Below are 26,472 nucleotides of genomic sequence, written 5' to 3' on the forward strand. Positions count from 1 at the left end.
CGAGAGTGCCGCGACGGGTCCATTTGCGGCTGCTGCGCCGTCGGGGCTTGTCGCGCAGTTCCCCGCGCCCCTGGAGGGCGGCTGCGCCGGCCCTCCCTCTACCTCTGTGAACCCTGCGCTAGGAGTGCAACCCATGCCCGATTTGCCGGCCGGTGTACGTCGTGTGCTCGCCGTCATCCCTGCCCGCGGTGGCTCCAAGGGGGTGCCCGCGAAGAACCTCGCCCCCGTCGGCGGTGTGCCGCTGGTGTCCCGGGCGGTGCGGGAGTGCCTGGCCGCCCGGCTGGTGACGGATGTCGTCGTCTCCACCGACGACCAGGCCATCGCCGCCGCGGCCCGCGAGGCCGGTGCGGAGGTCGTGCTGCGGCCCGCCGCGATCGCGGGGGACACGGCGACCTCCGAGGCCGCGGTGCTGCACGCGATGGACACCCATGAGGCGCTGCACGGCGCGGCGGTCGACGTGGTGGTCTTCGTGCAGTGCACCAGCCCGTTCCTGGTCCGCGAGGACATCGACGGGGTGGCGGGCGCGGTCGTGGAGAGCGGTGCCGACACCGCGGTGACCGTGGCCCCCTTCCACGGGTTCATCTGGCGCGACGCGGACGACGAGGACACCGGCGGCGGCCACGGCGTCAACCACGACAAGTCCTACCGCCCCCGCCGCCAGGACCGCCCCCAGGACCTCCTGGAGACCGGCGCCGCCTACGCGATGGACGCGGCGGGCTTCCGCAAGCACCAGCACCGCTTCTTCGGCCGCACGGAACTCGTCCGCACGGACGCCGCGCGCGTGCTGGAGATCGACGACCCGCACGACCTCGCCAGGGCACGGGCACTCGCCCCCCTGTTCGACGCGGACCGCCCCGGTTCGCTGCCGACCGCCGACGACATCGACGCGGTCGTCCTGGACTTCGACGGCACCCAGACCGATGACCGGGTGCTGATCGACGCCGATGGAAAGGAGTTCGTCTCCGTGCACCGCGGAGACGGCCTCGGCATCGCCGCCCTGCGCAACAGCGGCCTGAACATGCTGATCCTCTCCACGGAGCAGAACCCGGTCGTCGCCGCCCGGGCCCGGAAGCTCAAGCTCCCGGTCCTGCACGGCATCGACCGGAAGGACCTCGCACTCAAGCAGTGGTGCGAGGAGCAGGGCATCGCGCCCGAGCGCGTGCTCTACGTCGGCAACGACGTCAACGACCTCCCGTGCTTCGCCCTCGTGGGCTGGCCCGTGGCGGTCGCGAGCGCCCACGACGTGGTACGCGGCGCCGCCCGTGCGGTCACCACCGTCCCCGGTGGCGACGGCGCGATCCGAGAGATCGCCAGCTGGATCCTCGGCCCCTCTCTCGACTCCCTCACCAAGTAAGGAAATTGCCTGCCATGAGCACCAACTCCCGTCTGCGTTCCTTCGGTTCCGAGCGTCTCGCCGGCCCCGGCCAGCCCGTCTACATCTGCGGCGAGATCGGCATCAACCACAACGGTGAGCTGGAGAACGCCTTCAAGCTCATCGACGTGGCCGCCGAGGCCGGCTGCGACGCCGTGAAGTTCCAGAAGCGCACCCCCGAGATCTGCACCCCGCGCGACCAGTGGGACATCGAGCGCGACACCCCCTGGGGCCGGATGACCTACATCGACTACCGCCACCGCGTGGAGTTCGGCGAGGACGAGTACCGCCAGATCGACGAGTACTGCAAGAGCAAGAACATCGCCTGGTTCGCCTCCCCGTGGGACACCGAGGCCGTCGCCTTCCTGGAGAAGTTCGACGTCCCGGCCCACAAGGTCGCCTCGGCCTCCCTGACCGACGACGAGCTCCTGCGCGAGCTGCGCGCCACCGGCCGCACGGTCATCCTGTCCTCCGGCATGTCGACCCCGAAGCAGATCCGCCACGCGGTCGAGGTCCTCGGCTCGGACAACATCCTGCTCTGCCACGCCACCTCGACGTACCCGGCCAAGGCCGAGGAGCTCAACCTCCGCGTCATCAACACCCTCCAGGAGGAGTACCCGAACGTCCCGATCGGCTACTCCGGCCACGAGACGGGCCTGCAGACCACCCTCGCGGCGGTCGCCCTCGGCGCCACCTTCGTCGAGCGCCACATCACCCTCGACCGCGCGATGTGGGGCTCCGACCAGGCCGCCTCCGTCGAGCCCCAGGGCCTGACCCGCCTGGTCCGCGACATCCGCACCATCGAGGCCTCCCTCGGCGACGGCGTCAAGAAGGTCTACGACTCCGAGCTCGGCCCGATGAAGAAGCTGCGCCGCGTCGCGGGCGTCGTCGCCGAGGCCGAGATCGCCGCCGCGGCGGGCGAGCCCGTCTCGGTCTGAGCCTGAGGTTCCAAGGCTGAAGTTCTGAGTCGAATCACTTAGGGGACGGTCCTACGTCGATGAGCCGCCGCGCCGGGTCCACCGGCAGCAACTCCACTCTCGCGTTCGTCGAGAGCCCGGTACAGCTCCTGAACGTGCTGGAGTGGGCGCATGCCCACGCACCCGGCGCGGGGCTCACCCTCGTCGTGCTGTCCCCGACCGACCCCATGACCCGCGGCCAGCTCCGCCGGATGGCCGAGCTGGCCCGCGAAGAGGGTCACGCGGTCCGCTGGGAGGAGGCCCGGGGCGGTCCCGCGGCCCCCTTCCAGACCATCGGGGGCCTGGCGGGCACGCTCCGCAGGGCGGACCGGGTCGTCCTGGGCGACCCGTTCTCCCGTTACGTACAACTGCTGCTGACGATCACCCGCGCGGCCGAGCTGGTCGTCGTCGACGACGGCACGGCCACGATGGAGTTCGTGGCCCAACTCGCCCGTGGGGAGAGGCTGGTCCGCTGGCACCGCAAGGGCGGCCGCCCGGGCCCCCGGGACCTGATCTTCGCTCCGGTGTCGTCCTCGGCCCGCAAGCGGCTGACCCCGAGCGAGCGCCGACGGGTGCAGATCTTCTCGTCCATGCCGATGGAGGAGACCCCGGCGGGGGTGACGGTCTCGGCCAACACCTTCGCCTGGACCCGCGCCCGCTTCGGCCCGCCCCGCATCACCAAGGGCGCCGACATGGTCGGTACGTCGTTGGTGGAGACCGGCGTGGTGGACGGTGAGCGGTACCTGGAGGCGGTCCGCACCCTCGCCAAGGCCCACGGCACCACCCGCTACTTCGCCCACCGCCGCGAGAGCACGGAGAAACTCCACCGCCTCGCGGTCGAGACCGGTCTGGAGATAGTCCGCCCGGACCTCCCCCTGGAGCTGATCGCCCGCCGGGGCCCGATCGGCCGCACCATCCTGAGCTTCCCCTCGACGGTCGTCCACACCCTGCCCCTGGCCCTGGTCGGCACCGAGGTGCGGGTCGCCGTCTGCGACATCGACCCGAGCTGGCTGACGGAGAACGCCTCACCGCGGGCGCAGGGGTTCCTGTCGGGGGTGACGGGGACGGCGCGGGACGTGCATCGGTTGCCGTCGGTGATCGCGGTCGTCTGAGGGGCCGCGGTGGCAGGGCGTGCGGGGCCTTCCCTAGCCGTCCTTGCGTGCCAGGAGAAAGGCGCGCGGGCGTACCTCGCCCTCCTGCGGCTCGCGCAGCACCCGGGTGTGCAGGCGGAAGCCCGCCGTGGCGAGACGGCCGACCACGGCGTCCGGGTCGCGCCAGTAGTAGTCGAGCGAGATGTCGTGTCCGAAGCGCTCGGCCAGGTGCAGGTGTTCGGTGCCCTCCTCCGCCCCGGCCTGGAAGGCGAGGAGCAGGTAGCCGCCGGGCACCAGGACCCGGCGGAACTCCGCGAGCGTCGCGGGCAGATCCTCGTCCGGGACGTGGATGATCGAGTACAGGGCGGTGATCCCGCCCAGCGTCGCCTCCGGCAGGTCCAGGGACGTCATCGAACCCACGTGAAACCGCAGGCCAGGGTGGTTGCGCCGGGCCAGCTCCACCATCCGCGGGGAGACGTCGACACCGAAGACGGACAGGCCGAGCGTGTCCAGATGGGCGGTGATGTGTCCGGGGCCACTGCCGAGGTCGGCCACGGGGGCGGTACCGGTCGCCCGGACGAGTTCGGCGTAGGCGGTGAAGAGGGCTCGTTCGAGGGTGAGGGCGGTCAGGCCGTCTTCGGGGAACTGCTTGTCGAAGGCCTCGGCGATCGCGTCGTACGAGGTTCGGGTGGTCTGTATGTAGGGCGGGGGCTCGGAAGTCACGGGGGCACCCTAGACGGTGAACATCCGCAGGGGTGGGGATGGTTGAGCGCGTCGCTGGGGGCCACCCGCTTCTTCACCGGGTCCGCTCGGCGGCCGGCCGCCGCCTTTCGTGGCGTGCGCCGGGACGGGTCCGCGCATCGCCGCGACGGGCCCCGTCCCGTGGCCGCCCGCCCCTCGGGTGGTCGCTCCGCGTGGCGGAAACGTCGCTCGGCGGTGATGATTCCGGGACCGGAACAAGCGTCTCAGTGGAGGCAGGGTGGAATTACGGGGCGGTGCGGTCCCGACAGGTGAACAGACCCGACGGGGTGGCACCGCGCGTGGTATCCGTGGAGGGAGGAGTGGATGAGTGACGGGTGTGGCCGGATGTCTTCGGCCGGGTCTCTCTGGGGATTTCATGATCCACTCGGCCGGAAAGCCGGGCGAGTTTACCCATCCCAATCGATACGTATGCGTCGAGCGGCCGGATTTTCTTCCCCTAACGGGTTGAACTTTTGTTGATCGAGGGGCAGTTGGTCGGCCAGGCGTCCTACCCTTCAGAGGGTGAAGCAATTGATGTCCCTAGAGTCCGAGGCCGATCTTCCCGCGGAAGCTCCGCTTCCCGGCACGCTGCCGGAGTCGCTGCGTGCCGAACTTGTCGCGTTCCGGCGTGACTTGCACATGCATCCGGAGCTCGGCAACCAGGAGTTCCGTACGACCGCCGCCATCAAGGCGCGGCTCGAGAAGGCCGGGCTGCGGCCGCGTGTGCTCGCGATGGGTACCGGGCTCGTCTGTGACATCGGGGACTGGGGTGCGGGCCACCCCGCGCTCGCGTTGCGGGCCGACATCGACGCCCTTCCCATTCCGGACACGAAGAGTGACTGCCCGTACCGCTCGACCGTGCCGGACCGGGCCCATGCCTGTGGGCACGACGTGCATACGACGGTGGTGCTCGGGGCCGGCCTCGTGCTGGCCGACCTGCATCGGCAGGGGCTGCTGCCGCGGCCCGTACGGCTGATCTTCCAGCCGGCCGAGGAAGTGCTGCCCGGTGGTGCCGCCGACGCCATCGACTGCGGGGTGCTGGAGGGGGTCGGGCGGATCGTCGCCGTGCACTGCGACCCGCGGGTGGACGCCGGGCGGATCGGGCTGCGGGCCGGTGCCATCACCTCCGCCTGCGATCGGCTGGAGATCTCCCTGGGCGGACCCGGCGGGCACACCGCCCGGCCGCATCTGACCACCGACCTGGTGACCGCCGCCGCACGTGTCGTCACCGACGTGCCCGCGATCGTCGCCCGGCGGATCGACACCCGTGCCGGGCTCGCCGTGACCTGGGGGCGGATCGAGTCCGGACACGCGCCCAATGTCATTCCGCAGCACGCCGAGCTCTCCGGCACCGTGCGCTGCCTGGACATCGAGGCCTGGCGCCAGGCGCCCGACGTCGTGGTCGCCGCGATCGACGAGGTCGCCAATCTGTATCGCGCCAAGTCGGAGATCAACTACGTGCGTGGAGTGCCACCCGTGGTCAATGACCCGGCCGTCATCGATCTGCTGCGCGACGCCATGACCGCCCGGCGCGGAGCCGCCTCGGTCGAGGGCACCGAGCAGAGCCTCGGTGGCGAGGACTTCTCCTGGTATCTGGAGCATGTGCCGGGCGCCATGGCCCGGCTCGGGGTCCGTACCCCGGGGGAGCGGACCGTACGGGATCTCCACCAGGGTGACTTCGACGCCGACGAGTCGGCGATCACGGCGGGCGTGGAGCTGTTCACCGCCGCCGCGCTGCTCGATGGGGCTTCCTGAGGGGTTCGTAGAAGATCTTGTGAAGGGGTGGCCGGTTTGGCACCCCTTCGTCCCCTTGTGTCACCCGGGTGTAACCGGCGGGCGGCGAACGTAACCCGAAGTCGGCACGGTTCGATAACGGCCACGAGGAACCCCGTTCCCCTCCTCTTCTACGCGCGTTACTGTGCGCCGAAATGGCCACCATCGGCGGCGCATTGGGGTAGCGGGCCGTTCGACGGGCCGTGGGATGAAGGGGTGCTTGCTGTGCGTTCCATATCTCGGAGGACCAGGTTCTCCCAAGCAGTGGTGGCCGTTTCGGTCATCGCGCTCGCGGCCGTCGGCTGTGGCGAGTCCAGCACGAAGGCCGGCAGTGACGAGTCGTCGGCGTCGGCGTCCGGTAAGTACAACGGCAAGGGCATCGGCCTGGCGTACGACATCGGCGGCCGTGGCGACCAGTCGTTCAACGACGCCGCCTACGCCGGCTTCGAGCAGGCCGACAAGGAATTCAAGATGGGCGGCCGGGACGTCCAGCCCAGCGACGGCGAGTCCGACGCGGACAAGATCCAGCGTCTGACCGAGCTGGCCAAGGCCGGCTACAACCCGGTGATCGGCGTCGGCTACATCTACGCGCCGGCCGTCAAGGAGGTCGCCGAGAAGTTCCCGAACACCACCTTCGGTGTCATCGACGACGAGCAGGTCAAGGCCGCCAACGTCGCCGACATGGTCTTCTCCGAGGAGCAGGCCTCCTACCTCGCGGGTGTCGCCGCCGCCAAGGCCTCCAAGGCCAAGCACGTCGGCTTCATCGGTGGTGTGGACATCCCGCTGATCCACAAGTTCGGCGCCGGCTTCGAGCAGGGCGTCAAGTCCGTCGACCCGAGCATCAAGATCGAGTCGCAGTACCTGACGGAGACCCCCGCCGAGGGTGGCTTCTCCAGCCCGGACAAGGGCAAGGAGGCGGCCAGCGGCCAGATCGAGAAGGGCGCCGACGTCATCTACCACGCCGCCGGCCTGTCCGGTCAGGGCGTGATCTCCGAGGCGGCCGCCAACAAGATCTGGGCGATCGGCGTCGACTCCGACCAGTACAACCAGTCCGCGCTGAAGGACTACAAGGACTACATCCTCGGCTCGGCGCTGAAGAACGTCGGCGGCGCGGTCTACGAGCTCGCCAAGTCGGTCTACGAGGGCAAGCCGCTCACCGGCGTCGTCCGCGGCGACCTGAAGTCCGGCGGCGTGGGCTTCGCCGACTCCAACCCGAAGTACAAGGCCATGACGGACGTCGTCGAGGCGGTCGACGCGGCCAAGCAGGACATCATCGACGGCAAGGTGACGGTGAAGACCTCGTAAGGGTCGCCCACCTCTCGCCGTAAGGCCGTAAGGCCCCTTTCATACGCCCTCTCGGGCAGCGTTGCAGCTCGTACGCCCCTTGCATCCCGCAAGGGGCGTACTGCTGTCCGTAGTCTGTCCACCAACTGTGGCCACAGCTCGGTAACGGACCGGACAGAAGGGGTTTTCCGTCTGGTCTACGCGCGTTACGCTGCGGCGGAACCAGCGCCTGGTTTGGGCGCTTGCACAAAGGAGTCTCGTTCCATGCGCCGGGTGTCCCGTATCGCGGTTGCAGGCGTTGCAACCGCAGCTCTTGCCGTGACCGTTTCCGCTTGCGGAAGCTCGTCCACCTCCTCCTCGTCCTCCTCCAGCAGCGACAAGAACCTGGGCCTCGCGCTCGCGTACGACGTCGGCGGCAAGGGCGACCAGTCCTTCAACGACGCCGCGACCGCCGGCCTGGACAAGGCCGACAAGGAGTTCGGCTACAAGTCCACGGCCGTCGAGCCGCAGGACGGCGAGTCGGACGCGGACAAGGTGCAGCGCCTGGAGAACCTCGCCAAGCAGGGCTACAACCCGGTCATCGGCGTCGGCTTCGCCTACGCGCCGGCCGTCAAGGAGGCCGCCGAGAAGTACCCGAAGACCACCTTCGGCATCGTCGACGACGAGCAGATCAAGGCCGACAACGTCGCCGACCTCGTCTTCCACGAGGAGCAGGCCTCCTACCTGGCCGGCGTCGCCGCCGCGCTGTCCACCAAGTCCAACGTCGTCGGCTTCGTCGGTGGCGTGGACGTGCCGCTGATCCACAAGTTCGGCGCGGGCTTCAAGCAGGGCGTCGAGGACACCAAGAAGGGCGTCACGGTCAAGGAGCAGTACCTGACCGAGACCGCCGCCGAGGGTGGCTTCTCCAGCCCCGACAAGGGTGAGAGCGCCGCCGAGGGCATGATCGACGACAAGGCGGACGTCATCTACGCCGCCGCCGGTCTGTCCGGCCAGGGCGTCATCAAGGCCGCCAGCGCCGCCAAGATCTGGGCGATCGGCGTCGACTCCGACCAGTACAAGCAGGACGCGCTGAAGGCGTACAAGTCCTCGATCCTGACCTCGGCCATGAAGAACGTCGAGGGCGCGGTCTTCGAGCTCGCCAAGTCCGTCCACGACGGCAAGCCGGAGACCGGCGTCGTCCGCGGCAGCCTCTCCAACGGTGGCGTGAGCGTCTCCAACTCCAACCCGGAGTTCGCGAACAACACCAAGATCCAGGACGCGATCAAGAAGGCGTCCGAGGGCATCATCAACGGCACCATCACGGTGAAGACCTCCTGACCCTTCCGGGTAGAGGCCTTGGCCAGAAGACCGCTGTAATGACAGCGTTACGGCCACGGAACGGGGCGCGGAGAGGATGGCTCCTCGCGCCCCTGCCGTCGATCTCCCGCCTGCCGCGCGACGCCTGGCACGCACGTTCGCCGCGTTGCCGAACCGCCCATGTGGCTCCGCCACGAGGGCGCTCCGGCGCCTTGCGACCGCACGCACCAGACGCCGCGCGGCCCGCCCTCCGGGCGGACGACGGGAGATCGACGGCAGGGACGCGCGCCCCGTTCGCGCGGCAGAATGCTCGGAACGGATCGTCCGTCAAAAAAGAACGATCAGGTCCGGGCACTATTTAAAGCAGGGGCGCTACGCGCGTAGAGTGGCCCCTTTCCCAAGGAGAGTGCGCCATCGACGCGACCAGCAGCCCTCCGCTCAGCGAACAGTCGACGATCGCGGTCGAGCTGACGGGGATCACCAAGCGGTTCCCAGGTGTCGTCGCCAACCACGACATCCACCTGACGGTCCGCAAGGGCACCGTGCACGCCCTTGTCGGCGAGAACGGCGCCGGCAAGTCGACCCTGATGAAGATCCTCTACGGCATGCAGAAACCGGACGAGGGCACCATCGCGGTCGGTACCGAGCAGGTGACCTTCTCCAGCCCCGCCGACGCGATCTCCCGCGGCATCGGCATGGTCCACCAGCACTTCATGCTCGCCGACAACCTCACGGTGCTCGAGAACGTGGTGCTGGGCAGCGAGAAGCTGCACGGCATCGGTGGCGGCGCCCGCAAGAAGATCAAGGAGATCTCCGACCGCTACGGCCTCGGCGTCCGCCCCGACGCCCTGGTCGAGGACCTCGGTGTCGCCGAGCGCCAGCGCGTGGAGATCCTCAAGGTCCTCTACCGCGGTGCCTCCACCCTGATCCTCGACGAGCCCACCGCCGTCCTCGTGCCGCAGGAGGTCGACGCGCTCTTCGACAACCTGCGCGAGCTCAAGTCCGAGGGCCTGGCCGTCATCTTCATCTCCCACAAGCTGGGCGAGGTCCTCTCCGTCGCCGACGAGATCACCGTCATCCGCCGCGGCACGACGGTCGGCACCGCCGTACCGTCCGAGACCACCCCGCGCCAGCTCGCCGAGATGATGGTCGGCAGCGAGCTCCCCACCCCCGAGACCGCCGAGTCGACCGTCACCGACCGGGCCGTCATCGAGGTCAAGGACCTCACCGTCTACTCCTCGGGCGCCCTCTCGCTCGGCGAGTCGTCCGCCTCCCTGCTGATGGACGACGTGAACCGCACCGAGGTCAAGAAGGTCCTCGACGACGTCTCCTTCACCATCCACGCCGGTGAGGTCATGGGCATCGCCGGTGTCGAGGGCAACGGCCAGACCGAGCTCATCGACGCCCTGATCGGCACCAAGAACGCCGACTCCGGAGCCATCTTCTTCGAGGGCGAGGACGTCACCTCCTGGGCCACCCGCAAGCGCCGCGAGTCCGGCGTCGGCTACATCCCCGAGGACCGCCACCGCCAGGGCCTGCTCCTGGAGGCCCCCCTCTGGGAGAACCGCATCCTCGGCCATGTCACCGAGACGCCCAACGCCAAGGGCTTCTGGCTGACCCCGAAGGCCGCCCAGGCCGACACCCGCCGCATCGTCGAGGAGTACGACGTCCGTACCCCCGGCATCGACGTCACCGCGGCCTCCCTGTCCGGCGGCAACCAGCAGAAGCTGATCGTCGGCCGCGAGATGAGCCACAACCCCAAGTTCCTGATCGCCGCCCACCCCACCCGCGGTGTGGACGTCGGCGCACAGGCCCAGATCTGGGACCGCATCCGCGAAGCCCGCCGCGAGGGCCTGGCCGTGCTGCTGATCTCCGCGGACCTCGACGAGCTCATCGGCCTGTCGGACACCCTGCGCGTGATCTACAACGGCAGGCTGGTCGCCGACGCCGACCCGGCCACCGTCACCCCGGAGGAGCTCGGCTCCGCCATGACGGGTGCCGCCACCGGACACCTTGAGCACGTCGAGGACGAGAGCGCCCCGGAGGACGAGGCCCGATGAAGAAGTTCGACAAGGAGCGCCTGCTCCTCGCCGTGGCCGGCCCGGCCCTGGCGCTCGTCGCGGCGATCCTGCTGACCTCGGTCGTGCTGATCGCCTCGGGCAAGAGCCCGATCGAGCCGTACACGCTCATGCTGGAGCAGGCCGGCTTCTCCGACGTACAGGTACTGATCATCAACCAGGCGTCGATGTACTACATCGCCGCCCTCGCGGTCGCCCTCGGCTTCCGGATGAACCTGTTCAACATCGGCGTCGACGGCCAGTACCGCCTCGGCGCCATGATGACCGCGGTGGTCGGCGCCCACGTGGCGCTGCCGTCCTTCCTCCAGGTCCCGCTGCTGCTCCTGGTCGGCGCCCTAACCGGCGCCATGTGGGCCGGTATCGCGGGCATCCTGAAGGTGACCCGGGGCGTCAGCGAGGTCGTCGCCACGATCATGCTGAACTCCATCGCCACCAGCCTCATCGGCTACCTCACCCTCACCGACAACTGGGGCGTCCCGCTCGGCGACAACGTCACCACCGGTGTGATGAAGGAGTCCGGCTGGGTGCCCGGCATCAACCTGGGCGCCGACGTCGGCGAGATCTACGGCCTGGTCTTCCTCGCGGCCGCCATGGGCATCGGCTACTGGGCCGTCCTCAACCGCACCCGCTTCGGCTTCGACCTGCGCGCCACCGGCGAGTCCGAGACCGCCGCCGCGGCCTCCGGCGTCAACGCCAAGCGCATGGTCCTCACCGCGATGCTGATCTCCGGCGGTGTCGCCGGCATCTCCGGTCTGCCGCTGCTGCTCGGCGACACCCACACCTACAGCCTCAGCTTCCCGGCCGGCCTCGGCTTCACCGCCATCGGCATCGCGCTGCTCGGCCGCAACCACCCCGGTGGCATCGCGCTGGCCGCGCTGCTGTGGGCCTTCCTCGACAAGGCGTCCCCCGCTCTCGACTACGCGACTCCCGAGCCGTACGAGAAGGAGATCGCCACGATCATGCAGGGCCTGATCGTCTTCGCGGTCGTCATCTCCTACGAGGTCGTCCGCACCTGGGGCCTGCGCCGCCAGCAGAAGCGCGTCGGCGAGGAGCTCGCCGCGGCCGCCGCCAACACCAAGAAGGAGGTGGCGGTCTGATGACCACCGCGACCATCGTCAAAGCGCTGGCCAAGCGGCCCGGCAACGGCAGCCGGCGGATGTCGCTGCCCGTCGTCCTCCTGATCATCTCGGGCGTCCTGATCCTGACGTCCGTCGTCCGCCTGATCACCGGCGCGGACGGCATCACCTCCACCGGCCAGATGTCCACCGCCCTGCGCGCGGCCGTGCCGATCGGCCTCGCGGGCCTCGGCGGTCTGTGGGCCGAGCGCGCGGGCGTCGTCAACATCGGCCTCGAGGGCATGATGATCCTCGGCACCTGGTTCGGCGCCTGGGCCGGCTACCAGTGGGGCCCCTGGACCGGCGTGATCGTCGGCATCATCGGCGGCGCGCTCGGCGCCGTGCTGCACGCCATCGCCACGGTGACCTTCAACGTCAACCACATCGTCTCCGGTGTGGCCCTGAACATCCTGGCCCTCGGCACCACCCGCTATCTGTCGAAGTTCACCTTCGAGGACGCCCCGCAGGGCTCCTCCAAGCAGTCCCCGCCGATCGAGTCGCTGGGCACCTTCGACGTCCCGGGCCTCTCCAGCTGGCTGGAGACCCTCAACGAGAAGCACTGGTTCCTGATCTCCGACATCGCCGGCCTCGTCGGCGGTCTGATCACCAACCTGTCGCCGCTCACCGTCGTCGCCGTGGCCCTCGTACCCGCCTCCTGGTACATCCTGTGGCGCACCCCGTTCGGTCTGCGGCTGCGCTCCTGCGGCGAGAACCCGATCGCGGCGGAGTCCCTCGGCGTCAACGTCTACAAGTACAAGTACATCGCCGTGATCATCTCCGGCGGCTTCGCCGGCCTCGGCGGTGCCTTCCTGTCGATCGTGTCGTCCAACGTGTACCTCGACGGCCAGACGGCGGGACGCGGTTACATCGGTCTCGCCGCGATGATCTTCGGTAACTGGATGCCGGGCGGACTCGCCCTCGGCGCGGGCCTGTTCGGCTACACCGACAGCCTCAAGCTGCGCGGCGGCACGACCAACGTCCACGCGCTGATCCTGCTCCTGGCGATCCTGCTGGTGTTCGGTGTCGCGTACCTCATCTGGAAGAAGAAGTACGTCCCCGCCGCCATCACCGCCGCGATCTCGGCCCTGATGTTCCTCTGGTACACCACCACGAACGAGGTCCCGAACCAGGTCGTGACCGCCAGCCCGTACGTCATCACCCTGCTGGTGCTCTCACTGTCCGCGCAGCGGCTGAGGATGCCGAAGGCGGACGGACTGCCCTATCGGAAGGGGCAGGGGAAGTGACCTCCGCCGACTTCGACTGGGACGCCCTGCGGGAGGTGGCGCGCGAGGCGATGAGCCACGCCTACGCCCCCTACTCCGGCTACCCGGTCGGTGTCGCGGCCCTCGTCGACGACGGCCGCACGGTCTCCGGCTGCAATGTCGAGAACGCCTCCTACGGACTGGGCCTGTGCGCCGAGTGCGGGCTGGTCTCGGAGTTGCAGCGCACCGGAGGCGGCCGGCTGACGCACTTCACGTGCGTCGACGGCCGGGGCGAGATCCTCGTCCCCTGCGGCCGCTGCCGGCAGCTGCTGTACGAGTTCGGCGGCCCCGATCTCCTGCTGGAGACCCCGGCGGGGATCCTGCCGCTCTCGGAGATGCTGCCGCAGGCCTTCGGGCCGGGCCATCTCACCAAGTAACTCCCGTGCGGCCCCTCTCGAGTTGATGATCCATCCGGCTCGGAGGGGCCGCGCACTTTTCTGATTGTCCGGAAGGAATGCTTCATGGCCATGGACGCCATCTCCGTCATCCGCACCAAGCGGGACCGCGGTGAGCTCAGCGACGAGCAGATCGACTGGGTCATCGACGCGTACACCCGCGGCGAGGTCGCCGACTACCAGATGGCCGCGCTGAACATGGCCATCCTCCTCAACGGCATGAACCGCGGCGAGATCTCCCGCTGGACCGCCGCGATGATCGCGAGCGGCGAGCGGATGGACTTCTCGTCGCTGTCCCTCCCGACGGCGGACAAGCACTCCACGGGCGGCGTGGGCGATAAGATCACGCTCCCGCTGGCCCCCCTGGTGGCGGCGTGCGGCGCGGCCGTCCCGCAGCTGTCGGGCCGCGGCCTCGGCCACACCGGTGGCACGCTGGACAAGCTGGAGTCGATCCCCGGCTGGCGCGCGCTGCTCTCCAACGAGGAGATGCTGCACGTCCTGGACACCACGGGCGCGGTCATCTGCGCGGCGGGCGACGGCCTGGCCCCCGCCGACAAGAAGCTGTACGCCCTGCGCGACGTGACCGGCACCGTCGAGGCGATCCCCCTCATCGCCTCGTCGATCATGTCGAAGAAGATCGCGGAGGGCACGGGCTCCCTGGTCCTGGACGTGAAGGTCGGCACGGGTGCCTTCATGAAGACGATCGAGGACGCCCGCGAACTGGCCTCCACGATGGTCGGCCTGGGCACCGACCACGGCGTGAAGACGGTCGCCCTGCTGACGGACATGTCGACGCCGCTGGGTCTGACGGCGGGCAACGCCCTTGAGGTCCGCGAGTCGGTCGAGGTCCTGGCGGGCGGCGGCCCGGCGGACGTCGTGGAGCTCACGATCGCCCTGGCCCGCGAGATGCTCGACGCGGCCGGCGTGAAGGACGCCGACCCGGCGAAGGCCCTCGCCGACGGCTCCGCCATGGACGTCTGGCGCCGCATGATCGCGGCCCAGGGCGGCGACCCGGACGCGGAACTGCCGGTCGCCAAGGAGCAGCATGTCGTAAAGGCGAGCGCCTCCGGCGTCCTGACCCGCCTCGACGCCTACGACATCGGCATCGCCGCCTGGCGCCTCGGCGCGGGCCGCGCCCGCAAGGAGGACCCGGTCCAGGCGGGCGCGGGCGTCGAGATGCACGCCAAGCCCGGCGACACGGTTGTGGAGGGCCAGCCCCTCCTGACCCTCCACACGGACACGCCGGAGCGCTTCGAGTACGCGCTGGAGGCGGTCGAGGGTTCGTACGACATCGCGGGGGCGGGCACGACCTTCACGGCGTCGCCGGTGGTGCTGGAGCGCATCGCCTGAGGTGAGCCGAGAGGAGAGGGGCCGATCGCCTTCGGGCGGCGGCCCCCTTTTCGTGCTCGCCGTCAGCCCAGCAGTGCCGCGACCACCACCAGGACCGGTACCGACAGCACGGTCGACACCAGGATCGAGTCCCGTGCCAGACGCTCGCCCATCCGGTAGCTGGACGCGTATGTGTACAGGTTCTGCGCGGCCGGCAGCGCCGATGTCACCACCACGTCCAGGAGTTGGTGCCCGCGCAGCCCGAACACCCCCACCGCCAGCGCCCAGGCGGCCGCGGGCTGGCCCACCGACTTCAACGCGACCGACAGCAGGACGAGCTGGCGGTCCGGGCCCCGGCCCGGCATCGTGCTGCCGCACAGCGAGATGCCGAACGCCAGCAGCACCGCCGGGACGGACATGTTGCCGATCAGGGTCACCGGGTCCATGACCGCCGACGGGATGTGGAGGTCGGTCGCCGAGACCGCGACTCCGGCAAGGGAGCCCAACGCGATCGGATTGCGCAGTGGCGTCAACAGCCGTAGCCACAGGGGGTCCTTGCCGTCCCGCGCCGCGAGGTCCAGGACCGTCAGCGCGATCGGGGACAGCAGGAGGAGTTGGAAGAGCAGTACCGGCGCCACGAGGGACGCGTCGCCGAGGACGTACACCGCGATCGGGATACCGAGGTTGCCGGAGTTGACGTAGCTGGAGCACAGCGCGCCGATCGTCGTACGGCCCACGCCCCAGCCGCGTACGGCGCCCACCGCGACGAAGACGCCCGCCGTCGCCGCCGTGCTCAGCGCGGTCACGACCAGGCGGCTGGAGAAGACCACCGACAGGTCGGCCCGGGCCAGCGTGGTGAAGAGCAGGGCGGGGGAGGCGACATGGAAGGCGAGCTTCGTGAGGACCTCGCGCCCGTTGTCACCGAGGTAGCCGCGCCGCCCGATCAGATACCCGACCGCGATGACCACGGCGATGACGGCGAAGCCGGTCAGCACTCCCTGCACGGAACCTCCTCGGTGGTGAGGAGAGCGTGGGATATCCAGGGCGGTGCTGATCCGTGGGGCATACAGCCAACCCTCCGGGGAAGGGGATGCCCAGGTCAATGTGATCCCGGACGGTGGACTCCCTTGGCCGCGATGAGTTCCGCCCGCCCGCCCGGTCTACAGATCGTGGACGCCATGACACCCGCCGTGCTCGTACTGGCCGGCCCCGTCACCCGGGACGAGGTGGCGGGGCTGTGCGACGACGTGCGGGCGCTGCTGGACACGACCGGGGCCGGGGTCGTGGACTGTGATGTGGCCGGGCTCGGACCACCGGGGCTCGGGACCGTCGACCTGCTGGCGCGGCTCCAGCTCGCCGCACGGCGGGCCGGGGGACGGATCCGGCTCAGAGAACCCGACCCGGCTCTACACGCCCTCCTCGACCTGGTCGGACTCCGCTTCGAGAGCGTCGAGATGCAGGGGGAGCCCGAACAGCGGGAACCACCGCTTGGTGTCGAGGAAGAAGTGGAACCCGGTGAGCCGGCCTTCTGAGATCTCCAGGACCTGCACCGCCCACGGTGTGTAGCCGCCCTCCTCGGGGTCCGGCTTGTACTGGGCGAACCCCGGCAGACCGTTGACCTGCACCGGCACCAGGCGTGAGCCCTCGCAGGCCGAGCCCAGCGTCGTCATGAAGCCCGTGATGTCGTCGTGGCCCGTCAGCCACAGGTCGAACGGCGGCATCGTCATGATGGCGTCCTCGTGCAGCAGGGCCGTCAGCGCCGTCATGTCGTACCCCTCGAACGCCGCCATGTAGCGGTCCAGGAGCTTCTGCTGCTCCTCGTCCAGCGGGTCGGACACCGCTGCCTCCGCGCCGTGCCCGTCCCGCTCGGCGAGGGTGGCGCGGGCTCGCTGGAGGGCGCTGTTGACGGAGGCGACCGTGGTGCCGAGCAGCTCGGCGACCTCGCTCGCCTTCCAGGCCAGCACCTCGCGCAGGATCAGCACCGCGCGCTGCTTGGGCGGGAGTTGCTGGAGGGCGGCCATGAAGGCGAGCCGCACGGATTCCTTGGCCACGGCGGCCTCCGCCGGGTCCTCGACGGTGGGCAGGATGCGGGCGTCCGGCATCGGCTCCAGCCAGGTGTGGTCCGGGCGGGGGGAGAGGGCGGCCTGGGCGAGGGGGGTCGACTCGGTGAGGTCCATCGGCCTCGCGCGTTTGTTGCCGGCCGTCAGCATGTCCAGGCAGACGTTCGTCGCGATGCGGTAGAGCCAGGAGCGGAGGCTGGAGCGGCCCTCGAACTTGTCGTAGCTGCGCCAGGCGCGGATCATCGTGTCCTGCACCGCGTCCTCCGCCTCGAAGGACGAGCCGAGCATGCGGTAGCAGTACCCGGTCAGCTCGACCCGGTGCTTCTCCAGCCTGACGTCGAGGTCCGCTGTCGTCGTGCTGTCCGTCATCGTCCACCCACCCCTGTGGCCGTTCTGTGTCGCGCCTTTGCGCCCAGCACGTTCGAAGCTATCGCAGGGCACTGACAATGGCGTGCGGAGTGATTGAACGCGCAGGTCAGGCTTTTCTCGCCCCCGCTCCCGAGACGGGACGGGTAGGGGCGGCGGGGGCGAAAACGGCAGTCCCCCTGGTCGACCGACCTCGACCAGGGGGAAGTAAGGGGACGTACGGCTCAGGCCACAGCGAGCCGCTGCTGGGCCCGAGCCGCACGCGTTCCGAGGACGGTGATCGTGACGACCCCGAGCACCGCCAGCAGGCCGACCCCGACGGTCCCGGCCCAGCCGCCCGCGTGGAAGGCGAGCGCGCCGACCGTGCTGCCGACGCTGGAGCCGATGTAGTACGCCGACTGGTACAGCGCAGAGGCCTGCGCGCGCCCCTCCGTCGCCGTCTTGCTGACCGCCGAGGACGCGCACGCGTGGCCCGCGAAGAAGCCGCCCGTGATCAGCACCAGACCCAGCAGGACCAACGGCAACGAGTCCGCCAGCGACAGCACCAGACCCGTCGCGGTCGTCGCTCCCGCCGCGTACAGCGCACCCCGGCGGCCGAGGCGGCCCACCAGACGGCCGGCCGTGGACGCCGACACCGTACCGACCAGGTAGACCAGGAAGATCGAGCCGACGACACCCTGCGGCAGACCGAAGGGCGCCTCCGTCAGCCGGTACCCGATCACCGTGTACACACCGCCGAACACCGTCATGAACAGCGCGCCGATCGCGTACAGCCGGCACATCAGCGGGTTGGACAGATGCTCACGCACCGTCCGCACCAGCACCCGCGGCTTCAGCGACCCGGCGACGAAGTGCTTCGGCGCCGGCAGCAGCAGCCGGAACGCCACCGCACACCCGACCGCGATCGCCCCGATCGCGCCCAGGGCCACCCGCCAGCCCCACTCCTGCGCCACCCAGCCGGTGATGACCCGGCCGCTCATCCCGCCGACACTGTTACCGGCGACGAACAGGCCGATCGCCGTGACCAGCGCCTTCGGCCGGACCTCTTCAGCGAGATACGCCGTGGCCGACGCCGGAAGACCGGCCAACGCCGCACCCTGCAAGGCCCGCAGCGCCACCAGCACCGGCAGCGAGGGGGCGAGGGGGACCAGCAGCCCTACCGTCACCGCGACCGCCAACGACGCCGTCATGACCGTACGGCGTCCGTACCGCTCCGACACCGCGCTCATCGGCAGGACGAACAGGGCCAGTCCGCCCGTCGCCGCCGCCACCGTCCAGCTCGCGTCGCTCGCCGCCACCCCGAAGTCGCCGGAGATCAGCGGCAGAAGGGCCTGCGTGGAGTAGAGGAGGGCGAAGGTCGCGACTCCGGCGAGGAAGAGGGCGAAGCTCATCCGGCGGTAGCCGGGGCCGCCCGGGGCCATACGGGAGTCGACGACAGGAACAGCGGAAACGGCGCCCACGTGAGTGGACGCCTCGGTACTGGCAGGCATGCCTCGAAGTTACGTACACCTCGGTTCATGCGTCCAATGCATGAACTCGTCATAATCGTTCCCATGGTGCATCAACACAGCTCACAGCCTCGCCTGTCACCATCCAGTGACACAGAAGACATGTCAGAGATGTCGATGGTGCTGGCCCCACGGCTCGCCTACTTCGCCGGCGTCGCCCGCACCGAGCACGTCACCCGCGCCGCACAGGAGATGAACGTCCCCCAGTCCACGCTCTCCCGCGCGATGGTCCGCCTCGAACAGGACCTGGGCGTCGACCTGTTCGCCCGTATCGGCCGCACCGTCTCCCTCACCCCGGCCGGCCGCGCCTTCCTCGGCCACGTCGAACGCGCCCTCGCCGAGATCGACCGGGCCGCCGAGGAGGTCCGCGCGGACGCCGACCCCGCCACCGGCAAGGTCGCCTTCGGCTTTCTGCACACCATGGGCTCGGAGACGGTCCCCGGCCTGATCCGCGCCTTCCGCGCCGACCACCCGCGGGTCCGCTTCAGTCTCGTCCAGAACTACGGCGAGGCGATGATCGAACGCCTCCGCGCGGGGGAGCTGGACCTCTGCCTGACCTCCCCGGTCCCGGACGCCCCGGACCTGGTGGGCCGCCGCCTCGACGAGCAGAAACTGCGCCTGGTCGTGCCCGCCGACCACCGCCTCGCCTCCCGCAAGCGCGTCCGCCTCGCCGAGGCCGCCGACGAGACCTTCGTGACCCTGGAACCCAACTACGGCATGCGCCGCATCACCGACGACCTCTGCCAGGAGGCCGGGTTCAAACCGAGGATCGCCTTCGAGGGGGAGGAGGCCGAGACCCTACGAGGCCTCGTCGCCGCCGGTCTCGGCGTCGCCCTCCTCCCACCACCCGCCGTGGCCCGCCCGGGCGTCGTCGAACTGACGGTCACCGCCCCGCGCGCGGTCCGCGAGATCGGCGTCGCCTGGCTCGACGGCCACCCGGACACACCACCGGTGGCAGCCTTCAAGAAGTTCCTGCTCGCCCAACGCGGCCGCCTCCTCCCGGACTGACCACCGTGCCCCGTGTGGTCGGGTCAGGAGCCTCCTTGAGCTGGAACGGCCCGGGGCGGAGCCCTTCGCGGCGGCAGGGAAGGCCGGTGTCAGGTCCGCCGGTGATACCCGTCACCGCCGGGCGGTGCTGTCGGCTAGCGTCGCAGCGACCGGCCGAAGCCCGCCGCCAGCGGCATCCGCAGTCCCAGGGGCGGCGGGGCGGCCAGGGCGTCCTCGACCGGGCGGGAGTAGGCCCGGCCGAACAGCGAGCCCAGGACGAAGTCCTCGGCCAGCGCGTGGACTTCGTCGCGGTGCTGGCGCAACGCGTGGCCGTCGGAGTGGACTTCGAACCGGCAGACGTCCCGGTTGGCCTTCTTCGCCCGCGCCGCGAGCCGGAACGACAGCTCCGGGTCCGTGCGCGCGTCGTTCGTGCCGTGCACCACCAGCACCCGTCGGCCCGCGAGCTGCTTCACCGGTTCGGGGGGCGCCGCCACGTCCTCCTCGGGCAGCCAAGGGGCGATGGCCAGCACGGAGTTGACGGCTTCGTGCCCGCCCGCGTGCAGTGCGGCCCGGGCGCCCATGTCGACTCCGGCCAGGCATACGGGTACGTCCCCGTAGCGCCGTACGACCTCCTCGGTGGCCCAGCCGGCGTCCTGGGCGAGATGCGCCTCGGCGCCGTTCCAGCCGCGATAGCGGTAGTGGACGACATGCGCGGCCAGCCCCTCCTCCCGGCCCGCGCGCGCCAGCCGGCGGCCGAGGCCGCGCACGGACGCGGTCGCCATCATCGGGGACGGTCTGCGGCCGGAGCTCTCCTCGCCACCGGGGAGCAGCAGCACCACCCCGCTCACCGCCGTCGGTTCCGGACCGAGCGCCCGCCCCAGCCGGGCCGTGCGAACCGGCGTCGCTTGCTGTGCCATGACAGAACAGTGTCAGAAGCGTCCGTGTACTCCACCCGTCGGGGCGGTCACCGTTACGTATCGACGGAGTTGTACAGCGAGCGATCTACGCGCGTAGGAGTTAGAGTGCGGAAATGACGAGCCAGACTGACCGGACGGGAACCACCCCGAGCTCGGACCAGATCCGCCGGGCACCCAAGGTTCTGCTGCACGATCACCTCGACGGCGGGCTGCGCCCCGGCACCGTCGTCGAGCTCGCCCGGGCCACCGGGTACGCCCAACTCCCCGAGAACGACGCCGACAAGCTCGGCATCTGGTTCCGCGAGGCCGCCGACTCCGGTTCGCTGGAACGGTACTTGGAGACCTTCTCGCACACCGTCGGTGTGATGCAGACCCGCGAGGCCCTGGTCCGGGTCGCCGCCGAGTGCGCCGAGGACCTCGCCGCCGACGGGGTCGTCTACGCCGAGGTGCGGTACGCCCCCGAGCAGCACCTCGAAGGCGGGCTCAGCCTCGAAGAGGTCGTCGAGGCCGTCAACGAGGGCTTCCGCGAAGGGGAGCGGATCGCCCGCGAGAACGGCAACCGCATCCGCGTCGGCGCCCTGCTCACCGCGATGCGGCACGCCGCCCGCGCCCTGGAGATCGCCGAACTCGCCAACCGCTACCGCGACTTGGGCGTCGTGGGCTTCGACATCGCGGGCGCCGAGGCCGGCTACCCGCCCACCCGGCACCTCGACGCGTTCGAGTACCTCAAGCGCGAGAACAACCACTTCACCATCCACGCCGGCGAGGCCTTCGGGCTCCCCTCCATCTGGCAGGCCCTCCAGTGGTGCGGCGCCGACCGGCTGGGTCACGGGGTGCGCATCATCGACGACATCCAGGTCCACCAGGACGGCTCGGTCAAGCTCGGCCGGCTCGCCTCCTACGTCCGGGACAAGCGCATCCCGCTGGAGCTGTGCCCGAGCTCCAACCTCCAGACCGGGGCCGCAGCCTCCTACGCCGAGCACCCCATCGGGCTACTGCGCCGGCTGCACTTCCGGGCCACGGTGAACACCGACAACCGGCTGATGTCCGGTACGAGCATGAGCCGGGAATTCGAGCACCTGGTCGGAGCGTTCGGCTACACGCTCGACGACATGCAGTGGTTCTCCGTCAATGCGATGAAATCAGCGTTCATTCCTTTCGATGAACGACTGGCCATGATCAATGACGTCATCAAGCCCGGTTATGCCGAGCTGAAGTCCGAATGGCTGTTCAAGCAGACCGCCTCCACCAGCGGTTCTGTGGCCGAAGAGGGCTGATCGCGGGAACTCCCGGGAAGCGAAATGCGGACGGGTATTCACAATCCGTCCGCATTTCGATGTTTGCGGCGGATGCCGGTGCGTGTTTACGGTCGTGGACCGCTCACATCCCCGTCACCCCATTTCGAGGACGCATTTTCATGAAGCAGTCTGCTGCCAAGACCCTCGGTGTCGCCGCCCTCGGTGCCGCCTTCGCCGCCGTCGGTGCGGGCGCCGCGAACGCCGCCCCGGCCGTTCCGGACGCCTCCCAGGCGCTGGACACCGTCACCAAGACGCTCCCGGCGGAGAACATCGCCAAGGCGCTGCCGGGTGCCGGTGACGCGCTGTCGCAGGCGCAGCCGGCGGTCGCCGCGGGTCTGGCCGCCGTGACGCCCGCCGCCCAGAGCGCGCTCGCCGACGGTCCGACCAAGCCGGTCGCCGGTCTGCTCGGCGGTCTGCCGATCGGCCAGACCGGGCTGCCCACCAAGGGTCTGCCGGTGAACGGGATCCCGCTCGGCTGAACCCGCCGAACGCCCCGATGGGGCGCACCCCTTGTCCGGGATGCGCCCCATCGGCGTATGGACGAAAGGCCGGTTACCAGGCCGCCTGCGTCTTGTTCGCCTTGCCCTCGGAGGGGAACAGGATCCACAGGGCGATGTAGAGCAGGAACTGCGGGCCGGGCAGCAGACACGAGACCAGGAAGATCACCCGCATCGTGGTGGCGGAGGTGCCGAAGCGCCGTGCCAGCGCGGCACACACTCCGCCGATCATGCGGCCGTTGGTGGGGCGGGCGAGGCGGGACATTGCGGCTCCTTCGTGAGCGTTGTCGGGGCGGCCTCTCTGGCTGCCTCATCTGTCTTCAACGCTACGGAGACGAAGGGGGCAAAGCGTCGCTCTACGGTGCGATACCGACCCTGGGAATCGTCGGGGTACGACCCTGAGAGGCCTCCTCCGCAAGGACGGCCGTCCGCTTCGGGGACCGGGACCTGCGGCGGAGCCAGGCGCGGCCCGCGGGGATGAAGGCGGCGTGCGCGAGGGCCACGCCCACGGTGTTCAGGAGCACCGAGTCGATGTCGACGACCTGACCGGGGACGCCGGTCTGGAGCAGCTCGATGCCGAGGGAGATCAGGGCGCCCGCCGCGACCGTACGGATGAGGGACGCGAGCGGGGAGACGTACAGCCTGCCGTGCGCCAGCGGGAGCAGCACCCCCAGCGGCGCCAGCAGCGCGACCGCCTCACCGATCCGCCGGGCCGCCTCCGGCCAGCCGAGGGCCAGGTCGGCCCGGATGCCGGCGAGCGGGGTGAGATTGGGTGGCGTCATCCACGGGACGTCCAGCGGCCGCAAGGTGAGCCAGGCGACGAACGCGAGGTGCGCGACGAGGAGAAAACCCCCCGCCGCCCGCAGCCGGATCACGGCGCTGCCGCCGAAGCGCTCCGCCGGGAAAGCGGTGCGGAACCCGCGGGCCCGCTGTGGGTGGTCGCGTCCCTGCGGAGCAGCAGATGCCGCAGCCCCACGCCCCCTGTGGGGCGCAGGACTCCACCGGGCTTCACCGGTCCCGCCTTGACGCTGCACGACCCCCTAGACGCCGGGTGCGGCGGGATCGGTTCCGGGCGTACGGGTGAGGCGTCCGCCACACGTCCGCCGCACCCGTCCGTCAGCCGTCCGTGACCTCCGTCGACGGCGGCTTCGCGCTGTTCGGTTCGGCGCGGACCTCGTCGGTGCACTCGTAGCGGCGCGGCGGCGAGCCGTCCGGGCCGCCGAGGATGACCGAGCCGTCGCCCTCGGCGGCGGCCGAGTCGGAGAACGTGCACACGATCTGGGCGAGGGAGGACTTGGCGAGGGAGCCCGGCGGGAAGCTCAGCCGGAGGGTGTCCTCGGGGTCGTCCGAGCGCGGCCCGGTCACCGTCATGCCGTCGCGCACCGTCGTCCGGTACCCGGCCTCCGCCTCGCCCGCCGACGGCGCCGCCGCGAGCTGGTTGAGGAGCTCCTGCGCCACCAGCACCCGCCGCCGGGAGTCCGCGGTGCCCTCCTCGACGCTCACCGTCCGGTCGACGGCCACCAGCGACGAACCGCACAGCAGGAACACCTGCACCGCAAGGCCGCGCGAGGACTGCGCGGACACGTCCGGCTCCGAGACGGAGCAGTGCACCCGCGAGGGCGCGGGACCGAAGTCGGTCGGGACCTCGGTGGCCCGGATGCCGCACCCGGTGGCCAGCGCCGCCAGCACGGGCAGCGCCAGCAGCCGTCGTACGGTCAGCATGTCCCGCCGTCCCCGCCCTCGCGTCACGCTCATGAGTTCTTCTCCCCCTCGCCCTCCTGCGCCAACTCCGACGCGTCCCTGGGCAGCCGCAGCGTGAAGACCGCGCCGCCCTCGGGGGAGTTCTCGGCGGTGATCTCGCCGCCGTGGATATGGGCGTTCTCCAGGGCGATGGAGAGACCGAGTCCGCTGCCCTCGGAGCGGGGGCGGGACGCGCTCGCCTTGTAGAACCGGTCGAAGACATGCGGCAGGACGTCCTCGGGGATGCCGGGCCCGTGGTCCCGCACCTCGATGACGACCGAGTCGTCCGCGGCCCGCACCGCCACCCGCACCGGCGAACCGCCGTGCTTGAGCGCGTTGCCGATCAGGTTCGCCATGATCACGTCCAGGCGGCGCGGGTCGAGCCGGGCGTGGATACCGCGCTCGGCGTCGAGGTCGACCGCGTCCAGCCACGCCCGTGCGTCGATGCACGCGGTGATCTGGTCGACGACGTCCACGTCGTCCAGCACCAGCCGGGCGGTACCCGCGTCGAAGCGGGTGACCTCCATCAGGTTCTCGACGAGGTCGTTGAGGCGGCGCGTCTCGCTGACCACGAGCCGTACGGCCGGCTCGATCATCGGGTCCATCGAACCCGACTCCGCCTCCAGCTCCTCCTCCAGGATCTCCGTCACGGCGGTGATCGCGGTGAGCGGCGTCCGGAGTTCATGGCTCATGTCGGCGACGAACCGCCGGGACGCCTCGTCCCGCGCGGCCATGTCGTCGACCCGTTTCTCCAGTGCCTCGGCCGCGTCGTTGAACGTCCGTGACAGATCGGCGAGTTCATCGGTGCCGGACACCCTCAGCCGGGTGTCCAGCTTGCCCTCGCCGAGCCGGCGGGCGGCGACCCCGAGCCGGTGCACCGGCTTCAGTACGGTCGTGGCGGCGGCCTGCGCGAGCAGCGCCGAGCCGATCAGCGCGAGACCGGTGGCGATACCCAGCGACCAGGCAAGGGAGTTGAGGTCCTTCGCCTCCGGCTCCAGCGACTTGAGCATGTAGCCGGTGGTGCCGCCGTTGATGACCTTCGTGCCGGCCACGAGATACGGGGTGCTGTCGTCGACGGTCCGCTGCCAGTACAGGTGGTACGCGTACTTGTTGGAGGAGTCGACCTCCTGCGTCTCGTTCACCGCGGCCCGCAGCGACTCGGGCACGTCCTGGACCGAGAAGCCGTTCAGGGCACCGGAGTTGGCGTACAGCGCCTCACCGTCGGAGCCCTCGGCGACGAGCAGCACGCTGAAGCGCTGGCTGCTGTTGGCCATCTCCTGTGCGGTGCGCTGGAGTTCGTACTGCTCGGGGAGTTCGGGCAGCAGGCCCGCGTGGTTCTGCATCTCCTGCTGGAAGTCGCGCAGCACCGCGTCCTGGGTGCGGGTGAGCACCGCCTCGCGGTTGAGCCAGTAGGCGATCCCGGACGCGGACACCGCGGCGGTGAGCGCCACGAGCCCGAACACCACGACGAGCCGCAGCCGCAGACTGGTGAACCGCAGTCGTGACAGATGTCCCTTGCGAGCCGCGGCCCAGCCGCGGACCCCCCCTTGCGCTTGGGTCACTGAGGCGTGTCCAGCCGGTAGCCGACACCACGGACGGTACGGATCAGGGTCGGGGACGACGGCACGTCCTCGACCTTGGCGCGCAGCCGCTGCACACAGGCGTCGACGAGCCGCGAGTCACCGAGGTAGTCGTGCTCCCACACCAGACGCAGCAACTGCTGCCGGGACAGCGCCTGTCCGGGCCGCCGGCTCAGCTCCAGGAGGAGGCGCAGCTCGGTCGGTGTGAGCTGGAGATCCTCGCCGTTCTTCGTCACGGTCATGGCCGCGCGGTCGATGACGAGCGAACCGAAGGTCGCCGCGTCGTTCGCCTCGCGCTCGCCACGGCGCAGCACGGCCCGGATACGGGCGTCGAGCACCCGCCCCTGGACCGGTTTGACGACGTAGTCGTCGGCACCGGACTCCAGACCCACGACCACGTCGATGTCGTCGCTGCGCGCGGTCAGCAGGATGATCGGCAGCTGGTCGGTGCGCCGGATGCGCCGGCACACCTCGAAACCATCGATGCCGGGCAGCATCACGTCCAGCACGATCAGGTCCGGCCGCTGCTCACGCAGCAGCTTCAGGCCGTCCTCGCCGGTGGCAGCCGTGGCAACCCGGTGACCCTGGCGCGTCAGAGACAGCTCCAGGGCCGTACGGATGGCGTCGTCGTCCTCGATCAGCAACAGGGAAGGCACGGGGCTCATTCTGGCCCATGGCGGGGTGCGGTTTCGACACCTGTACAGCTACGCGCACGTAGCGCCGCTCTCTGTGACCGTGCTGTGTCTTCCCTGAAGTCGACCCCTGTGACAGGTCTGTGACAGTCGGCGGACACGGCCATGAAGGTGCGAGGGCAAGCTTTTCGGCAC

At 70.1% G+C, this 26,472-nt stretch carries 24 protein-coding genes and 1 pseudogene; 15 read left to right on the top strand and 10 right to left on the bottom strand.

The window, feature by feature from the left end:
* Window positions 1-133 precede the first annotated feature (133 nt).
* The 3 genes from ACFY0U_RS24985 to ACFY0U_RS24995 are packed head-to-tail and all read left to right on the top strand — an operon-like array spanning window position 134 to window position 3,440.
* Window positions 134-1,354 (top strand): cytidylyltransferase domain-containing protein, encoded by a 1,221-nt coding sequence (locus tag ACFY0U_RS24985; protein WP_388639292.1) that lies wholly within the window; start codon window positions 134-136, stop codon window positions 1,352-1,354.
* A 14-nt stretch (window positions 1,355-1,368) separates the two neighbouring features.
* Entirely contained in the window at window positions 1,369-2,310 is a 942-nt protein-coding gene (locus tag ACFY0U_RS24990) for an N-acetylneuraminate synthase family protein (RefSeq protein ID WP_388639294.1), read from the top strand.
* A 59-nt stretch (window positions 2,311-2,369) separates the two neighbouring features.
* Complete coding sequence (locus ACFY0U_RS24995) at window positions 2,370-3,440, top strand: hypothetical protein (RefSeq protein ID WP_388639296.1); 1,071 nt, start codon at window positions 2,370-2,372, stop codon at window positions 3,438-3,440.
* 33 nt (window positions 3,441-3,473) lie between these two features.
* Here ACFY0U_RS24995 and ACFY0U_RS25000 read toward each other — a convergent pair whose 3' ends face one another.
* The gene (locus tag ACFY0U_RS25000; protein ID WP_388639298.1) at window positions 3,474-4,142 is read right to left on the bottom strand and encodes a class I SAM-dependent DNA methyltransferase; all 669 of its coding nucleotides are present in this window, start codon (window positions 4,140-4,142) and stop codon (window positions 3,474-3,476) included.
* Window positions 4,143-4,694: 552 nt separating this feature from the next.
* On the opposite strand from ACFY0U_RS25000, the gene ACFY0U_RS25005 reads away from it, so the two are divergent.
* The 8 genes from ACFY0U_RS25005 to ACFY0U_RS25040 all read left to right on the top strand — a co-directional run bounded on the left by ACFY0U_RS25005 (window position 4,695) and on the right by ACFY0U_RS25040 (window position 14,713).
* Window positions 4,695-5,915 (top strand): amidohydrolase, encoded by a 1,221-nt coding sequence (locus ACFY0U_RS25005; protein ID WP_388639300.1) that lies wholly within the window; start codon window positions 4,695-4,697, stop codon window positions 5,913-5,915.
* 285 nt (window positions 5,916-6,200) lie between these two features.
* A complete protein-coding gene (locus ACFY0U_RS25010; protein ID WP_388639302.1) occupies window positions 6,201-7,238 on the top strand; it encodes a BMP family protein in 1,038 nt (345 codons plus the stop codon).
* A 243-nt stretch (window positions 7,239-7,481) separates the two neighbouring features.
* On the top strand, window positions 7,482-8,534 hold the full coding sequence (locus ACFY0U_RS25015; RefSeq protein ID WP_388639304.1) for a BMP family protein: 1,053 nt from the start codon (window positions 7,482-7,484) through the stop codon (window positions 8,532-8,534).
* A gap of 392 nt (window positions 8,535-8,926) precedes the next feature.
* Window positions 8,927-10,573, top strand: coding sequence for an ABC transporter ATP-binding protein (locus ACFY0U_RS25020; protein ID WP_388639624.1), 1,647 nt, complete (start codon window positions 8,927-8,929; stop codon window positions 10,571-10,573).
* Window positions 10,570-11,688 carry an ABC transporter permease gene (locus ACFY0U_RS25025; RefSeq protein WP_388639306.1) on the top strand — a complete coding sequence of 373 codons (1,119 nt, stop codon included), beginning with the start codon at window positions 10,570-10,572 and terminating at the stop codon, window positions 11,686-11,688. The genes ACFY0U_RS25020 and ACFY0U_RS25025 overlap by 4 nt, the downstream gene beginning before the upstream one ends.
* Complete coding sequence (locus tag ACFY0U_RS25030; RefSeq protein ID WP_388639307.1) at window positions 11,688-12,950, top strand: ABC transporter permease; 1,263 nt, start codon at window positions 11,688-11,690, stop codon at window positions 12,948-12,950. The genes ACFY0U_RS25025 and ACFY0U_RS25030 overlap by 1 nt, the downstream gene beginning before the upstream one ends.
* Complete coding sequence (locus tag ACFY0U_RS25035; RefSeq protein ID WP_388639309.1) at window positions 12,947-13,345, top strand: cytidine deaminase; 399 nt, start codon at window positions 12,947-12,949, stop codon at window positions 13,343-13,345. Before ACFY0U_RS25030 ends, ACFY0U_RS25035 begins: the two co-directional genes overlap by 4 nt.
* A gap of 90 nt (window positions 13,346-13,435) precedes the next feature.
* A complete protein-coding gene (locus ACFY0U_RS25040) occupies window positions 13,436-14,713 on the top strand; it encodes a thymidine phosphorylase (protein WP_388639625.1) in 1,278 nt (425 codons plus the stop codon).
* Between the two features lie 62 nt (window positions 14,714-14,775).
* Here the strand turns inward: ACFY0U_RS25040 and ACFY0U_RS25045 are convergent, their stop codons facing one another.
* A complete protein-coding gene (locus ACFY0U_RS25045; RefSeq protein ID WP_388639311.1) occupies window positions 14,776-15,696 on the bottom strand; it encodes an AEC family transporter in 921 nt (306 codons plus the stop codon).
* A 132-nt stretch (window positions 15,697-15,828) separates the two neighbouring features.
* On the opposite strand from ACFY0U_RS25045, the pseudogene ACFY0U_RS25050 reads away from it, so the two are divergent.
* Window positions 15,829-16,218 (top strand): annotated as a pseudogene (locus tag ACFY0U_RS25050) (lipid asymmetry maintenance protein MlaB); the annotation flags it as partial.
* Here the strand turns inward: ACFY0U_RS25050 and ACFY0U_RS25055 are convergent.
* Together ACFY0U_RS25055 and ACFY0U_RS25060 are read right to left on the bottom strand one after the other, a co-directional pair.
* Window positions 16,099-17,121 (bottom strand): sigma-70 family RNA polymerase sigma factor, encoded by a 1,023-nt coding sequence (locus ACFY0U_RS25055; RefSeq protein ID WP_388639312.1) that lies wholly within the window; start codon window positions 17,119-17,121, stop codon window positions 16,099-16,101. The pseudogene ACFY0U_RS25050 and the gene ACFY0U_RS25055 sit on opposite strands and share 120 nt — an antisense overlap.
* A gap of 221 nt (window positions 17,122-17,342) precedes the next feature.
* On the bottom strand, window positions 17,343-18,608 hold the full coding sequence (locus ACFY0U_RS25060; RefSeq protein ID WP_388639314.1) for an MFS transporter: 1,266 nt from the start codon (window positions 18,606-18,608) through the stop codon (window positions 17,343-17,345).
* 63 nt (window positions 18,609-18,671) lie between these two features.
* Between ACFY0U_RS25060 and ACFY0U_RS25065 the strand changes: the two genes are divergently transcribed.
* Window positions 18,672-19,634, top strand: a complete 963-nt coding sequence (locus tag ACFY0U_RS25065; protein WP_388639316.1) for a LysR family transcriptional regulator — start codon at window positions 18,672-18,674, stop codon at window positions 19,632-19,634.
* A gap of 134 nt (window positions 19,635-19,768) precedes the next feature.
* On the opposite strand, the gene ACFY0U_RS25070 is transcribed toward ACFY0U_RS25065, so the two are convergent.
* On the bottom strand, window positions 19,769-20,530 hold the full coding sequence (locus ACFY0U_RS25070; RefSeq protein WP_388639317.1) for a prolyl oligopeptidase family serine peptidase: 762 nt from the start codon (window positions 20,528-20,530) through the stop codon (window positions 19,769-19,771).
* 113 nt (window positions 20,531-20,643) lie between these two features.
* On the opposite strand from ACFY0U_RS25070, the gene ACFY0U_RS25075 reads away from it, so the two are divergent.
* Window positions 20,644-21,807, top strand: a complete 1,164-nt coding sequence (locus ACFY0U_RS25075) for an adenosine deaminase (RefSeq protein ID WP_388639319.1) — start codon at window positions 20,644-20,646, stop codon at window positions 21,805-21,807.
* 140 nt (window positions 21,808-21,947) lie between these two features.
* The gene (locus ACFY0U_RS25080) at window positions 21,948-22,307 is read left to right on the top strand and encodes an ATP-binding protein (protein WP_388639320.1); all 360 of its coding nucleotides are present in this window, start codon (window positions 21,948-21,950) and stop codon (window positions 22,305-22,307) included.
* Between the two features lie 73 nt (window positions 22,308-22,380).
* On the opposite strand, the gene ACFY0U_RS25085 is transcribed toward ACFY0U_RS25080, so the two are convergent.
* The 5 genes from ACFY0U_RS25085 to afsQ1 all read right to left on the bottom strand — a co-directional run bounded on the left by ACFY0U_RS25085 (window position 22,381) and on the right by afsQ1 (window position 26,301).
* Window positions 22,381-22,590 (bottom strand): PspC domain-containing protein, encoded by a 210-nt coding sequence (locus ACFY0U_RS25085; protein WP_353689966.1) that lies wholly within the window; start codon window positions 22,588-22,590, stop codon window positions 22,381-22,383.
* 91 nt (window positions 22,591-22,681) lie between these two features.
* Window positions 22,682-23,200: a VanZ family protein gene (locus ACFY0U_RS25090; protein ID WP_388639322.1), complete on the bottom strand. Its 519-nt coding sequence runs from the start codon at window positions 23,198-23,200 to the stop codon at window positions 22,682-22,684.
* Window positions 23,201-23,441: 241 nt separating this feature from the next.
* Window positions 23,442-24,080 (bottom strand): hypothetical protein, encoded by a 639-nt coding sequence (locus ACFY0U_RS25095; RefSeq protein WP_388639324.1) that lies wholly within the window; start codon window positions 24,078-24,080, stop codon window positions 23,442-23,444.
* Window positions 24,077-25,627, bottom strand: coding sequence for an ATP-binding protein (locus ACFY0U_RS25100; RefSeq protein WP_388639326.1), 1,551 nt, complete (start codon window positions 25,625-25,627; stop codon window positions 24,077-24,079). The genes ACFY0U_RS25095 and ACFY0U_RS25100 overlap by 4 nt, the downstream gene beginning before the upstream one ends.
* On the bottom strand, window positions 25,624-26,301 hold the full coding sequence (gene afsQ1 / locus ACFY0U_RS25105) for a two-component system response regulator AfsQ1 (protein WP_013001223.1): 678 nt from the start codon (window positions 26,299-26,301) through the stop codon (window positions 25,624-25,626). The genes ACFY0U_RS25100 and afsQ1 overlap by 4 nt, the downstream gene beginning before the upstream one ends.
* Window positions 26,302-26,472 lie beyond the last annotated feature (171 nt).

This window comes from Streptomyces sp. NPDC001536 (genome assembly GCF_042894505.1).
Classification (GTDB): domain Bacteria; phylum Actinomycetota; class Actinomycetes; order Streptomycetales; family Streptomycetaceae; genus Streptomyces.